Source organism: Microbacterium sp. BH-3-3-3 (genome assembly GCF_007679045.1).
Classification (GTDB): Bacteria; Actinomycetota; Actinomycetes; order Actinomycetales; family Microbacteriaceae; genus Microbacterium; species Microbacterium algihabitans.
Window position 1 is genome coordinate 1,351,501 of sequence record NZ_VEFS01000001.1, and the last position, 13,852, is coordinate 1,365,352.

Here is a 13,852-nt window from a genome sequence, read left to right on the forward strand (position 1 = left end):
GACGGAACGCTCGCGTCCTCACGGAATCCCTACGGTCGACCCCGGTTCGCTGACGGTCTGCTGACGGCGAGACCCTGTGATCCACCGGGCCGGGCGGCCGCGCGTATGGCTCTCGCGAGGATCGACGCGCGCGTGATCCCGGCGACAGACGATGAGCGCATGCGTTTCAACGATCGGGACTTCCCGCTGCGCGTGAACGGACCGTGGGGCTCCTACGAGCGGCGGTTCAGCGGCCACGGACTGGTCGCCGAGCACCTCCGCATCCTTCCTCCGGACGGCGATGATCGCTCGCGCCTCGCGTGGCACCTGTCGGGCATCTGGCCGTACGTCGGCTTCCTCCTCGGCATCGCGGCCGCCGTCGCCGCCCATCACGTCGCATCCGTCGAGGTGAGCACGGCCATCGGTGCGATCGTGTGGCTCGCGCCCTGGGTGTGGATGACCTGGCGCGCCCGCCCCTACGCCCGCCGCGTGCGCGACCAGTGGCGCCTGCAACACGCCTCGACCTGGCTCATCGAGCCGTCGGCTCTGCGGAATTCCGCGCGCAGATTGGATGCCGCCGGCACGGCCTCTTCTGCCACGCTGAAGCTCGTATGGTGCGAGGAGTACGACGCGTCACTTGATGCGAGCGCGCGCGACACGAAAACCTTACATATGAACTCTTTTCGGTAGGTCGCCCCCACCGATCGAACCGCGACGTCGAAGGAGACCGTCATCAGCGCCACGCCGATCCTCCCCGGCTTCCATCCCGACCCCTCGATCTGCCGCGTCGGCGACGACTTCTACCTCATCACCTCGACCTTCGAGTACCTCCCGGGTGTTCCGGTCCACCACAGCCGTGACCTGGCGTCGTGGAGCGTGATCGGGCACGTCTTCGCCGACCGCGACCACCTCTCCTTTCCCTCGTCGGCGGGGAGCGCCGGCATCTTCGCCCCGACGATCCGCCACCACGACGGCCGATTCTGGGTGATCACGACCGACATCAACACCGTCGGCGACGGGCAGCTGCTGACCTCCGCCGCTTCCCCCGAGGGGCCCTGGGGTCCACCGCTTCGCGTGCCCGGCGCCATCGGCATCGACCCCGACCTCTTCTGGGATGCCGACGGCACCTGCTACGTCACCTGGGCCACGGGCCGTGCCGACGCGCCGATCATGCAGGCGTCGGTCGACCTCGAGACCGGCGATCTGCTCTCCGAGCCCGCTCTCCTCTCCACCGGGAGCGGCCTCGCGCACCCCGAGGGACCGCACCTCCTGCGCCGCGGCGACTGGTACTACCTGCTCCTCGCCGAAGGCGGAACGGAGCGGGGGCACGCGGTGACCGTCGCTCGCTCCCGCGCCGCGACCGGACCATTCGTGTTCCATCCGGGCGATCCGATCCTCAGCCACCGCAGCTCGACCGACCCCGTGCAGAACACCGGCCACGCCGACCTCGTCGAGACGGCGGATGGATGGAACATCGTCTACCTCGGAGTGCGACCCGTCGGACCCGGCCCGGGCTTCCACCTCAACGGCCGCGAGACCTTCCTCGCGAAGGTGTCGTGGGAGGACGACTGGCCCGTCGTCGACGAGAACCTCGACATCGCCCCGGTGTCGACCTCGTTCACCGACGACTTCTCCGCCGATCGTCTGGACCTGCGCTGGATCGCCCCCGGACGCCACCCCGGCGACTTCACGAGCGCGTCACCGCGCGGAGTCGTCATCGATCAACCGTCCGACGATCGGTATCGCTCCCTTCTCGCGACGCGAGTGCGCGATCAGCAGTGGGAAGCGCGAGCAGACGTCGAACCCGGCGACGCGCGCCTCGTCCTGCGCATGGACGAGGACCACTGGGTCGCCGTCGAGTGTCGGGACGGCCACGCGGTCGCCCACGCCACCGTCGGACCCTTCACGCAAGACCTCGGCGCGATCCCGCTCCCGGCGACGAGGCCCGCGACGCTCGCGCTGCGCTCCACTCTGCCCACCCCCGGACCACACGGCGGTACGCCCGTCGCCGACGACCTGCAGTTCGGCATCGTCACCGACGACGGGTTCGTCGAGATCGCCCGCATGGACGGTCGATACGTCTCGACGGAGGTCGCCGGCGGCTTCACGGGCCGGGTCGTCGGCATCGAGCCCATGCCCGGCACGGGTCGACCGGCGGTGCTGCGGTCGTTCTCGTACGAGGGCATCGCGGGCTGAGCGGCGCATCACCCCGGCTCGATCCTCGGCATCGTCGGTGCCGGCACCAGATCCTGAACGCGGTTACGGGACATCGGCGGTCACCGGGCCTTCCGGTGACGAATGCGCGTGTGCTTCGCTGTCTCCGATGACTGCAGCAGCCCGCGCGAGGTCTCGGGGACCCGCCGCCGTCGCAATGTGCCTCGCTTTGGCTGTTGCGCTGACGGGGTGTTTGCCATCGAACGTCACCCAGGCCGAAGTGGACGCTGATTCCGAACACGCCAAGGCGACGGCTCTCACCAATCTGAACGATGTTCTCAGCGCTGCATCTCTCGCGACACCTGGTTTCATCGAGGTTGCGCCCTCCGGCTGCTCGTCGGTCGATTACTCGTGGAACACCTGGGACACGTGGCGGATGAGCGTCGAGACCCCGGTGGCTCCAGGAACGGAGCAGTCGATCCTGGACGCCATCGACGACGCCTTCACGTCACGCGGCGACTGGGCCGTCTTCGGTGACGATGCGGACGAAGTCCTTCCCGGTGACGGAACCCATCGCTTCCTCACGCCTAGGCGCGGGGATCCCGAAACCAAGGTGACGGTCGGTGTCGACACATTCGCGCATGTTCTAAGTGTCGAATCCACCAGCGGGTGCTTCGTCACCGGCCCCGTTTCAGAAAGATGAGAGGCCCTTCCCGCGTGGCCCCAATCTCGTCCCGGTCGCAGAAATGAGAAAAGACCCCCGGGACCTACCCGGGGGTCTTTTCTCATCTGTGCGCGAGGGGGGACTTTCCCTGGTGCCCCTCCACCCGCCGCTACGCGGCGCGCGGAGCCTCTCGGGCGCCAGGGACCCAACCCTCACGGGTCCATAGCCCTCCCACTCGCGCACGAAACGAAGAAGGCCCCGGGATGAACCCGGGGCCTTCTTCGTTCTGTGCGCGAGGGGGGACTTGAACCCCCACGCCCTTGCGGGCACTGGCACCTGAAGCCAGCGCGTCTACCTATTCCGCCACTCGCGCGAGATGCGGCACGGATGCCGCGAACTCAACTTTTCGAGAATATCACGGCCCCGACTCCGTCACGAATCGCGGGCCCCGATGACCGCTTCCATGACCTGCCCAGCCGTGCTGACTACGATGTGCCTACTGGTCTGCCTGCCTGAAGGAGTCTCGTGGGGCTACTCGACAGTTTCGAGAAGGGTCTCGAACGCGCCGTCAACGGTGCCTTCGCGAAGACCTTCCGCAGCGGCATCCAGCCGGTGGAGATCGCATCCGCTCTGCGCAGCGAGCTCGACAAGAAGGCTGTGGTCGTCACGCGTGATCGCATCCTCGCGCCCAACACGTTCTCGGTGCGCCTGTCGCCCGCCGATGACGAGAAGATGAGCGCCCTCGGTTCGACCCTCGTGCACGAGCTCGACACCCTGGTGAAGAAGCACGCGCGCACCCAGGGGTACTCGTTCGCCGGCCCGGTCGCCATCACGATCGAGCGCGACTCCAGCCTGTCCACCGGAACGCTGCGGGTCGACTCGCAGACCACCGAGGGCCAGGTCGCGTGGCGCGGCGTCGTCGACATCGACGGCAAGCGGCATCCGCTCACCGGCGCCCGCACGGTGATCGGCCGCGGAAGCGACGCCGACATCACGATCCCCGACGCCGGCACCAGCCGCAAGCACGTCGAAATCCTCTGGGACGGCGAGCGGGCCATGGTCCGCGACCTCGGCTCGACCAACGGCACCACTCTCAACGGCCGCAAGGTGTCGGAGGCGGCCCTGCCCCCCGATTCCACGATCTCGATCGGCCGTACCAATATCGTGTTCCGTGTGGTCGCTCAGGCGCAGCCGCCGCGACGCGCGTCGGCCTCCGACGCCACGCGCATCTTCGACGTCCGGGAACGAGGACCCCTGTCATGAGTCCGTTGACTCTTCTTCTTCTGCAGGGCGGCTTCCTCGTCCTGCTGTGGTTCTTCGTGTTCGGCGTGGTCTATTCGTTGCGCGCCGACCTGTTCGGGGTCAAGGTGCGCAAGCTCCCCGAGCCCGTGGCATCCGCCCCCGCAGCCCCCGCTCCCACGGCGGCGCCCGACGCGGTCACCACGCAGGTCAAGCGCCCGGCGGCTCCCGCCCCGGCGCCGGTCGGCGGCCTGGCCACCACCTCGGCGGTGTCGCGCATCGTCATCACGAGCGGCCCCAAGGCCGGCCTCGAGCTGCCGCTGGGCACCGAGCCGCTCACGATCGGTCGCTCGAGCGAGTCGGGCCTGGTCATCCGCGACGACTACACCTCCAGCCACCACGCCCGTCTCGTGCTGTGGGGAGACCAGTGGATGTTGCAAGACCTCGACTCCACGAACGGCACGTCCCACGACGGCGTGCGCGTCGCCTCACCCGTGCAGGTGAAGGTGGGAGCGCCCATCAAGGTCGGCGCGACGACGTTCGAGTTGAGGAAGTAACCCTCCCCCATGGTCTTCCAGGGCTCGAGCGCCGCCATCTCCCACACGGGAAAGGTGCGCTCCAACAACCAGGATTCCGGTTACGCCGGGTCCAATCTCTTCGTGGTCGCCGACGGCATGGGCGGCCACGCGGGCGGTGACGTCGCGTCGAGCATCGCCATCGGTCGACTCACCGAGCTCGACCAGCCGTTCCGCACGCCGTCCGAAGCCGAGCACGCCATCCGCGACGCCCTCGCCGACACCGCTGCGGAGCTGATCGACACCGTCGCCCGCCGTCCCGAGCTCGCGGGCATGGGCACGACCGTCAGCGCTCTCGTCATGGTCGACGACTACGCGGTGATCGGCCACATCGGCGACTCGCGCATCTACCTCTACCGCGACGACACCCTCACCCAGATCACGGCCGACCACACCTTCGTGCAGCGCCTGGTCGACTCCGGTCGCATCACCCCCGAAGAGGCGCGGTACCACCCGCGGCGCTCGGTGCTCATGCGCGTGCTCGGCGACATGGATCCCGACCCCGAGGTCGACAGCTTCATCATGCCGACGCAGGACGGCGACCGCTGGCTGCTGTGCTCCGACGGCCTCTCGGGCGTCGTCGACGACACGCACACCGCCAAGACGCTCGCGCTCGGCATGCCCCCGGCGCGCACCGCCGACGCCCTGCTCAAGCAGGCGCTCGACGGCGGCGCCCCCGACAACGTCACGGTCGTGCTGGTCGACGTGGGCGGACAGCACCCCGTGTTCATCGGCACGCCGACCATCGTCGGCTCGGCCTCGAACCCCAGCGGTGTGGTGGTGCCCGCCGCACGTCCGGGCCGCTCGAACTGGCTGCACCACGCGCGCCAGGTCGCCAACGAGCCCACGCACTTCGAGCCCGCCGCCGAGTTCCTCGAGGAGCTCATCGAAGAAGACCGTCGTCGCGCACGTCGTCGTCGCCTCGGCTGGCTCGCCGCCCTGCTCGTGGTGCTCGCCGCGATCGGCCTGGGCCTGTGGGCGGGATACAACTGGACGCAGACGCGGTACTACGTCGGCGCCGACGACAACTCGGTCGTGATCTACCGCGGCATCCAGCAGTCCATCGGACCGATCTCGCTGTCGACCGTCTACGAAGACACCAACATCGTGCTCGCCGACCTCTCTGAGTTCGACCGCGAGACCGTCGAGGCCACGATCTCGGCCCGATCGCTCTCCGACGCCGAGCTCATCGTCGATCGCCTGCGCCCCGCAGAGGAGGGAAGCGGATGACCGACCAGAAGCTGACCCGGACCCCGGATGCCGTGTCCACCGACACCGCCGTGATGCGGGCCCTGAAGAAGATCCGCACCCCCGCCAAGCAGCGCAACCGCGAGCTCGGCCTGCTGCTGTTCGCCATCGCCGTGTACGGCGGAGCCGTCACCCTCGTGCAACTCGGCGTGAACGGCACCGTCGACCCCGGGTTCCTCACTCTCGCGGCGATCCCCGCGGTGCTCGCCCTGATCACGCACGTGGCGCTGCGCCTGCGCGCCCGCGACGCCGACCCCTTCGTGCTGCCCATCGCGACCGTGCTCACGGGCCTCGGCATCGCGATGATCTATCGCATCGACCTCGCCGACGGCGCCTCCGGCTGGGACGCCACCGGCCACCGCCAGATCGCGTGGGCGGCGATCGCGATGGTGCTGGCGCTGGTGGTGCTCATCTTCGTGAGCAACTACCGCGTGCTGTTCCGCTACACCTACCTGTTCGGCCTCGCCGGCATCCTGCTGCTGCTCCTGCCCTTCGTCCCGGGCCTGGGCACCGATCAGAACGCCGACGTGTGGGTCTCGCTCGGCTTCGTGTCGTTCCAGCCGGGCGAGCTGGCAAAGATCTGCCTCGCGATCTTCTTCGCCGGCTACCTGGTGCGCACGCGCGAGAGCCTCACCTCCACGGGCACGCGCTTCCTCTTCATGACGTGGCCCCGTGCCCGCGAGCTCGGTCCGGTGCTCGTCATCTGGCTCGTCTCACTGGGCATCATCGTGCTGCAGCGCGACCTCGGCACCGGCCTGCTGATCTTCGGCATGTTCGTCGCGATGCTCTACGTCGCCACCGGCAAGACCAGCTGGGTGCTCATCGGTCTGGTGCTCGTCGCGAGCGGGGCGTTCCTCGCCTCGCAGGTGCTGCCCTACGTCAACGGTCGCTTCGCCAACTGGCTCAACGCCTTCGACCCCGACGTCGTCAACCGCGAGGGCGGCAGCTACCAGCTCGTGCAGGGCATCTTCGGCCTCGCGCACGGCGGTCTCTTCGGCACCGGCCTCGGCCAGGGGCGCCCGTCGATCACTCCCCTCGCGCAGAGCGACTACATCATTCCCAGCCTCGGCGAGGAGCTGGGTCTGGTGGGCCTGTTCGCGATCCTCGCGCTCTACATGGTGTTCGCCAGCCGCGGCATCCGGATCGGCCTCGCCGGTCAGGACGACTTCGGCAAGCTCCTCGCGACCGGCTTCTCGTTCACGATCGCGCTGCAGGTGTTCATCATGGTCGGCGGTGTCACGCGGGTGATCCCGCTCACCGGTCTGACCACGCCCTTCCTGGCGGCCGGTGGCTCGTCGCTCATCGCGAACTGGATCATCGTCGCGTTCCTGCTGCGCATCTCCGACGCGGTGCGCTCCCGTCCCCGGGTGGTGATCGGCTGATGACCCCTTCGTCCATCCCCGCCCACGCCCCGATCCCGGAGGAGGCACCGTGACGAGAGAACTCCGACGCCTCAGCATCGTCATGCTGGCGATGTTCCTCGCGCTGTTCGCCTCGACGAGCATCATCCAGGTGGTGCAGGCCAACGCCCTCACCAACACCTCGGGCAACACCCGTGCGCTCTACGACTCCTACGAAGTGCAGCGCGGGTCGATCGTCGCCAGCGGCGCCGCCATCGCCTCCTCCGTACCGTCGGACGACGTCTACAGCTGGCAGCGGGAGTATCCGGATGCCGCGATGTGGGCCCCCGTGACCGGGTACGTGAACCCGGTGCTCGATGCCCGCACCGGTCTCGAGCAGGCCGAGAACAGCGTGCTGAGCGGGCAGGACTCGAACCAGTTCTTCTCGCGCATCGATCGCGCGATCACCGGCAAGGCGCCCCGCGGCTCCAATGTCGAGGTCTCGGTCGACGCCACCGTGCAGAAGGCCGCGTGGGACGCCATGGGCGATCTGCAGGGAGCCGTCGTCGCGATCGAGCCGTCGACCGGGCGCATCCTCGCGATGGTCTCCAAGCCCAGCTTCGACACGAACACTCTGGCCTCGCATGACACGGATGCCGTGAACGCGGCGTACGACCAGCTCGTGGCCGACCCGTCGAAGCCGCTCGACAACCGCGCGATCGCGGGCGACCTCAACCCTCCGGGATCGACCTTCAAGCTCGTCGTGGCGTCGGCTGCCTTGGCATCCGGAAAGTACACGCCCGACTCGGCGTTCCCCAACGTGGCGGCGTACACGCTCCCCGACTCCACGAACGTGGTCAGCAACGCCGGTGGCGGCGCGTGCGGCGAGGGCGACACGGTCACCATCGCCACGGCCCTGCGGTTGAGCTGCAACATTCCGATGGCCGAACTCGCCGTGGAGCTCGGCGCCGACGCGATCCGCGCCGAGGCCGAGAAGTACGGCTTCAACTCGACCTTCTCGATGCCGCTGGAGTCCACGGCCTCGACGTACCCCTCGAACCCCAACGCCCCGCAGACCGCCCTGAGCGGCTTCGGACAGGGCGACGTGCGCGCCACGCCCCTGCAGATGGCGATGGTGTCGGCGGGCATCGCGAACGACGGCGTCGTGATGAACCCGCGCATGATCGATCGTGTGATCAACACCGACCTGTCGGTGAGCGACCAGGGCTCCGACAGCGAGTTCGGTCGGGCGCTCGAGCCCGGCGTCAACGCGCAGATGGTTTCGATGATGACGGCGAACGTCCAGGACGGCGCGGCATCGAATGCAAGAATAGACGGGGTTCAGGTGGCGGGTAAGACCGGCACTGCGGAGAACGACTCCCGTCCCTACACGCTCTGGTTCACCGGTTTCGCACCGGCGGACGACCCTCAGGTCGCCGTCGCCGTGGTGGTCGAAAACGGTGGTGGCCGAGGGCAGAGCGGGAGCGGCAACGAGATCGCCGCCCCGATAGCGAAGAAGGTCATGGAGGCGGTGCTGGGTAAATGAGACCGACGCAGGGTGTGACCTTCGGAGGACGCTACGAGCTCGAATCGCGCATAGCGATCGGCGGTATGGGCGAGGTCTGGGAGGCGACGGATCACGTCATCGGACGAACCGTCGCCATCAAGATCCTCAAAGACGAGTACATGGGCGACCCGGGCTTCCTCGAGCGCTTCCGCGCCGAGGCCCGCCACGCCGCGCTCGTGAATCACGAGGGCATCGCCAGCGTGTTCGACTACGGCGAAGAAGACGGCAGTGCCTTCCTCGTCATGGAGCTGGTGCCCGGTGAGGCGCTGTCGACGATCCTCGAGCGCGAGGGCTCGCTGTCGACCGACAAGACCCTCGACATCGTCGCGCAGACCGCGGCGGCACTGCAGGCCGCGCACGCCGCGGGTCTCGTGCACCGCGACATCAAGCCCGGCAACCTGCTGATCACGCCCGACGGGCGCGTGAAGATCACCGACTTCGGCATCGCCCGCATCGCCGACCAGGTTCCGCTGACCGCGACCGGTCAGGTCATGGGAACGGTGCAGTACCTTTCGCCCGAGCAGGCGTCGGGTCACCCGGCGTCGCCCGCGACCGACACCTACTCGCTGGGCATCGTCGCGTACGAGTCCCTGGCGGGCAAGCGCCCCTTCACGGGCGAGTCGCAGGTGGCGATCGCCATGGCGCAGATCAACGAGCAGCCCGCCCCCCTGCCGCCCACCGTGGCGCAGCCGGTGCAGAACCTCGTCATGGCGATGATCGCCAAAAAGCCCGAAGAGCGTCCCGCCTCCTCGGCGGCGGTCTCGCGTGCGGCCACCGCCCTGCGCCGCGGCGACCTCACGGCAGCTGCGGCCGCCGTGCCCGCCGTCGCCGCCGGTGCGGCGATCGCCGACGAGATGACGCAGCTGCTGACGCCCGCCGGACAGACCTCCGCGACCACGCGGCTCATGCCGGCCGCGGGTGCCGCGACGTCGCTTCTGACCGAAGAGCACGTCGAAGAGACGCCGGTCCCCGAGAAGAAGAAGCGCAGTCGCTGGACGTGGCCTCTGGTCGCCCTCATCGCACTGCTGGCCCTGATCCTCGGAGTGACGCTGTTCGGCCTGCTGTCGAACCAGAACGAGCCGGATGCCGCGCCCACCGAGTCCGCGCCCACGCAGTCCGCGCCGACTCCGAGCGCGCCGACCCCGTCGTCCTCGCCGACCGCGACCTCGTCGCTCATCAACGTGAACGCTCTCGACCTGCCGGGAAAGACCTGCGACGAGGCGAGCCAGATCCTCAGCGACAACAAGCTGGGCGCGCAGTGCGAGACGGGAAACCCCGCCTCCACTCCCGATCAGGTGGGCATCGTCGACTCGGTGAACCCGACCGGCAGCGTGCCCGAGGGCACGATCATCGTGCTCCGCGTGTTCGGCGAAGAGACGCCCCTCACCGAGCCGGCCGCTCCGACGCTCCCCGGCACCTCCGTGGCCGCGGGCAGCGACGTGCGCGTGTCGTGGGGTCAGTACACCTGCCCCTCCGGTACCGGCAACGTGGTGTCGTACAACCTGACCGCCACCAACGGCACGTTCGACAACAACGGTCAGTCGTCGTCGTCGTTCCCGCCCGATTCGCGCAACGCGCAGCTCAAGGTGAGCAACGCCGTGGGTGACTCGCTCCGCATCACGTACACGGTCAGCTGCTCGGGCACCGACCGCACCGCCGGCCCCTCGGGCGAGGCGTCCGCCACCATCACCGGTGGCAACACGCCGAGCCCGAGCACGACAGGCAACGGCGCGGGAGCGAGCGCCACCCCCGGCAAGAAGAACTGACTCACCCTCGATCCCCCCACGCCAGGAGTTCCTTCGTGACCACTGAGACGCGCGTCCTGTCCGGGCGCTATCGCGTCGACGACCTCATCGGTCGCGGCGGGATGGCGAGCGTGTACCGCGGGTACGACCAGACTCTCGGGCGCACGGTGGCGATCAAGATCTTGCGCTCCGACCTCGCCGGAGACGCGGCGTTCCGCACGCGGTTCCGCCTCGAGGCGCAGGCGGCGTCGCGCATGGCGCACGCGACGATCGTGCGCGTGTTCGACGCGGGCGAAGACGCCGAGACCGGCGTCGACGGGGTCGAGCGCCCCGTGCCCTACATCGTGATGGAGCTCGTCCACGGGCGTTTGCTGAAGGAGATCATCGCCGAAGGCAAGGTGCCCACCGACGAGGCGCTGCGCTACGTCGACGGCATCCTGGAAGCCCTCGAGTACTCGCACCGCGCCGGCGTGGTCCACCGCGACATCAAGCCGGGCAACGTCATGATCACCGACTCCGGTCGCGTGAAAGTCATGGACTTCGGCATCGCCCGCGCCGTGTCGGACTCCTCCTCCACCGTCGCCGAGACGACGGCCATCGTGGGAACCGCCGCCTACTTCTCCCCCGAGCAGGCCAAGGGCGAGTCGGTCGACGCGCGCGCCGACCTGTACTCCACGGGCGTCGTGCTGTACGAGCTGCTCACCGGACGCCCTCCGTTCCGCGGCGAGACCCCCGTGGCCGTCGCCTACCAGCACGTCAGTGAGGCGCCGGTCCCGCCGAGCGAGATCGACGAGTCGATCCCGCGGGCACTCGACGCGATCGTTCTGCGCGCGCTGGCGAAGGATCCCTTCCAGCGCCCGCAGGACGCCGCGAGCTTCCGCGAAGCGCTCGACGAGACGGCCGACGGCAAAGCTCCGAGCAAGCGGCAGATGTCCGCCCTGTCGAACGAGCTGTACGGGCCGAACCCGCGTCAGGCCGCCGAGACCGCGCGCTCGCTCCGCCAGCTCAGCACCGACACGACGATGCGCCGCACGCAGCCCGGACCCCCGGTCGCTTGGATCTGGGCCGGCGTGACGGTGCTCGCCGTTCTGCTCGTCGCCGTGCTGGTGTGGGTCATGCAGATCCAGCCCGCCTCGAACGTGCCCACCAACGCCCTGACCGTTCCCAACGTGGTCGACATGTCGTACGACCGCGCCGTCGAGGCACTTCAGGCCGAGCAGCTCACCGCGAGTCGCGTGAACCAGCCCGACGAGCAGATCGCCGCGGGCAACGTCATCAGCTCCACTCCCTCGGCCGGCACAAACGTCACGGCCGGCCAGCAGGTGACCCTTTACGTCTCGACGGGCCCCGACACCGCGACGGTGCCGACTCTCGACGGCATCAACGAGACCGAGGCGCGCACGGCACTCACCAACGCCGGCCTGGTCGTGGGATCCATCCGTCGGCAGAACGACGCCGCCCTCGCCGCCGGCACCGTGATCTCCGCGACGGCCGAGGCGGGCACCGAGGTCGCGAAGGGGACGACGGTCAACCTCGTGGTCGCCAGCGGCAAGGTCGTCATCAACGACTACGCCGGGTACACCCTCGACGGGGCGAAGCGCGAGCTCGAGTCCGACGACAAGCAGCTCACCGTTCTGACCAAGGACGACCCCGGCTGCAAGGCAACCACTCCCGCGACGGTCACGACGCAGTCGCTGGCCCCGGGTGAAGTGCCCGTGCACAGCGAGATCACGCTGACGGTGTGCTCGGGGTCCTGACCCGTCGGGGATGAAGCGCGCTCGCGCGCTCCACGGCGCCGGCCAGACCGGCGTTCTCGAGCCACCGGCCGAGCAGCCGATGGCCGCCCTCGGTCAGCACGCTCTCGGGGTGGAACTGCACGCCCTCCAGCGGCGCGGAGCGGTGGCGGAGCCCCATGACGACGCCCCCGTCGGTGCGCGCCGTGACCTCGAGCTCCGCCGGCAGGCTCGACTCGTCGACGGCGAGGGAGTGATAGCGGGTCGCGACGAACCCGTCGTCGAGACCGGCGAACACCCCGTCGCCGTGGTGGCGGATGACGCTCGTGATGCCGTGCAGCAGTTCGGGAGCCTGCGTCACCCGTGCATCGAAGGCTGTCGCCAGCGCCTGGTGGCCGAGACAGACCCCGAGCAACGGGATGCCGGCGTCCGCGGCCGCGCGGACCACCTCGACCGATCGTCCCGCGTCGACGGGATGACCGGGCCCCGGAGACACGAGCACGGCGTCGTGACGACGCACGGTGTCGACGACGGCGGGATCATGGGCGTCGACCATCGTCGTCTCCGCACCGATGTCGCGGAGATACCCGGCGAGGGTGTGGACGAAGCTGTCGCGGTTGTCGACGACGACGACCCGCAGACCGGTCACTCGACCGTGACCTCCGAGGGGTACACCAGGTCGCTCACCCAGGGGAAGACGTAGAAGAACAGGCCGTAGAGCACGGCCGCCAGAAGCACCAAGAGGATGAGCAGGCGGACCCACCAGGGACCGGGCAGAACGCGCCAGAGAGCTCCGTACATCACGCGGCTCCAGAGGTCAGGGACGTGGGAGGGCCCGCTTCGGTGCGCGGGGTGTACGACTCGAAGACGCCGTACGCGATGGCGCGCTCGGAGAACCCGTACCGCGGGCTGCAGGTCGTCATCGTGATGATGCGGTCGGTGGCCTCCACCTGCGGCTGCTGCGGCAGCGGGAGCAGCACGTCGACGCCGTTCGGGCGCACGTACTCGATGTTGCGGAAGCGGTAGGTGTACCAGCCCTGCTCCGTCTCGACGACGACCGCGTCGCCGATGTGCAGCGAGGGAAGGTCGGCGAACGGGGCGCCGTGGCTGCCGCGGTGGCCGGCGATGGCGAAGTTGCCGACTTGACCCGGCATGGCCGTATCGGGATAGTGCCCGAGGCCGATCGGGTCGAGCGTGCGCGACGAGCTGACCCCGCCGGCGAGCGGGAACGAGTAGTCGGGCCCGAGCCGCGGGATGCGCACGACGGCGAAGCGCTCGGCATCGCCCGGCTGCGGGAGGGCGGGAGGATCAGCCGTCGGCGGACCGGTGGGCGCCGAGGTTGCCGGCGAAGATGCGGCGGGCGCGGGGGCCGAGGGCTCGAGGGCCCACGAGTCGCTGAGCTCCTGACCTTGGTCCTTGAACTGCGCTCCGATGATCGCGTCGCCGATCCACAGCTGCCAGACCACGAACAGCAGCACGACCACACCCGCCGTCACGAGCAGGTCGCCGATGACTCCGACGACCGAGACGCCGCGCTGAGGAGCGCGGCCGCGCCGTCGCGTACGACGGGTCTGCGGCTCCTGCACGGTCTGCACGAGGCGAGTCTAG

13 protein-coding genes and 1 tRNA gene are annotated in these 13,852 nt (G+C 69.2%); 10 read left to right on the forward strand and 4 right to left on the reverse strand.

Features of this window, described 5'->3' with window-relative positions; genetic code table 11:
* Positions 1-159 precede the first annotated feature (159 nt).
* The 3 genes from FS769_RS06340 to FS769_RS06350 all read left to right on the forward strand — a co-directional run bounded on the left by FS769_RS06340 (position 160) and on the right by FS769_RS06350 (position 2,836).
* Positions 160-669, forward strand: coding sequence for a DUF6611 family protein (locus FS769_RS06340; RefSeq protein WP_144830866.1), 510 nt, complete (start codon positions 160-162; stop codon positions 667-669).
* A gap of 57 nt (positions 670-726) precedes the next feature.
* On the forward strand, positions 727-2,175 hold the full coding sequence (locus tag FS769_RS06345) for a glycoside hydrolase family 43 protein (RefSeq protein ID WP_260979721.1): 1,449 nt from the start codon (positions 727-729) through the stop codon (positions 2,173-2,175).
* Between the two features lie 127 nt (positions 2,176-2,302).
* Complete coding sequence (locus FS769_RS06350; RefSeq protein ID WP_144830872.1) at positions 2,303-2,836, forward strand: hypothetical protein; 534 nt, start codon at positions 2,303-2,305, stop codon at positions 2,834-2,836.
* A 250-nt stretch (positions 2,837-3,086) separates the two neighbouring features.
* On the opposite strand, the gene FS769_RS06355 is transcribed toward FS769_RS06350, so the two are convergent.
* Positions 3,087-3,170, reverse strand: a tRNA-Leu gene (locus FS769_RS06355).
* Between the two features lie 152 nt (positions 3,171-3,322).
* On the opposite strand from FS769_RS06355, the gene FS769_RS06360 reads away from it, so the two are divergent.
* Genes FS769_RS06360 through pknB form a run of 7 tightly spaced genes read left to right on the forward strand, consistent with a single transcriptional unit; the run spans position 3,323 to position 12,268 of the window.
* Complete coding sequence (locus tag FS769_RS06360; RefSeq protein ID WP_144830875.1) at positions 3,323-4,060, forward strand: DUF3662 and FHA domain-containing protein; 738 nt, start codon at positions 3,323-3,325, stop codon at positions 4,058-4,060.
* Positions 4,057-4,593 carry an FHA domain-containing protein gene (locus tag FS769_RS06365; RefSeq protein WP_144830879.1) on the forward strand — a complete coding sequence of 179 codons (537 nt, stop codon included), beginning with the start codon at positions 4,057-4,059 and terminating at the stop codon, positions 4,591-4,593. The genes FS769_RS06360 and FS769_RS06365 overlap by 4 nt, the downstream gene beginning before the upstream one ends.
* Positions 4,594-4,602: 9 nt before the next feature.
* Positions 4,603-5,841 (forward strand): PP2C family serine/threonine-protein phosphatase, encoded by a 1,239-nt coding sequence (locus tag FS769_RS06370; RefSeq protein WP_144830883.1) that lies wholly within the window; start codon positions 4,603-4,605, stop codon positions 5,839-5,841.
* Positions 5,838-7,241 carry an FtsW/RodA/SpoVE family cell cycle protein gene (locus FS769_RS06375; RefSeq protein ID WP_144830886.1) on the forward strand — a complete coding sequence of 468 codons (1,404 nt, stop codon included), beginning with the start codon at positions 5,838-5,840 and terminating at the stop codon, positions 7,239-7,241. The genes FS769_RS06370 and FS769_RS06375 overlap by 4 nt, the downstream gene beginning before the upstream one ends.
* A 49-nt stretch (positions 7,242-7,290) precedes the next feature.
* Positions 7,291-8,745: a penicillin-binding protein 2 gene (locus tag FS769_RS06380; protein ID WP_144830888.1), complete on the forward strand. Its 1,455-nt coding sequence runs from the start codon at positions 7,291-7,293 to the stop codon at positions 8,743-8,745.
* Entirely contained in the window at positions 8,742-10,532 is a 1,791-nt protein-coding gene (locus tag FS769_RS06385; RefSeq protein ID WP_144830891.1) for a serine/threonine-protein kinase, read from the forward strand. Before FS769_RS06380 ends, FS769_RS06385 begins: the two co-directional genes overlap by 4 nt.
* Before the next feature lie 35 nt (positions 10,533-10,567).
* Positions 10,568-12,268, forward strand: coding sequence for a Stk1 family PASTA domain-containing Ser/Thr kinase (pknB, locus tag FS769_RS06390; RefSeq protein ID WP_144830893.1), 1,701 nt, complete (start codon positions 10,568-10,570; stop codon positions 12,266-12,268).
* Here pknB and FS769_RS06395 read toward each other — a convergent pair.
* From FS769_RS06395 to FS769_RS06400, 3 genes are read right to left on the reverse strand one after another with little or no spacing between them, the layout of a single operon-like run.
* Positions 12,240-12,893 (reverse strand): aminodeoxychorismate/anthranilate synthase component II, encoded by a 654-nt coding sequence (locus tag FS769_RS06395; protein WP_144830896.1) that lies wholly within the window; start codon positions 12,891-12,893, stop codon positions 12,240-12,242. The genes pknB and FS769_RS06395 overlap by 29 nt on opposite strands.
* Positions 12,890-13,045, reverse strand: a complete 156-nt coding sequence (locus FS769_RS16785) for a hypothetical protein (RefSeq protein WP_186325439.1) — start codon at positions 13,043-13,045, stop codon at positions 12,890-12,892. Before FS769_RS16785 ends, FS769_RS06395 begins: the two co-directional genes overlap by 4 nt.
* Positions 13,045-13,839: a class E sortase gene (locus tag FS769_RS06400; protein WP_144830899.1), complete on the reverse strand. Its 795-nt coding sequence runs from the start codon at positions 13,837-13,839 to the stop codon at positions 13,045-13,047. The genes FS769_RS16785 and FS769_RS06400 overlap by 1 nt, the downstream gene beginning before the upstream one ends.
* Positions 13,840-13,852: the final 13 nt, after the last annotated feature.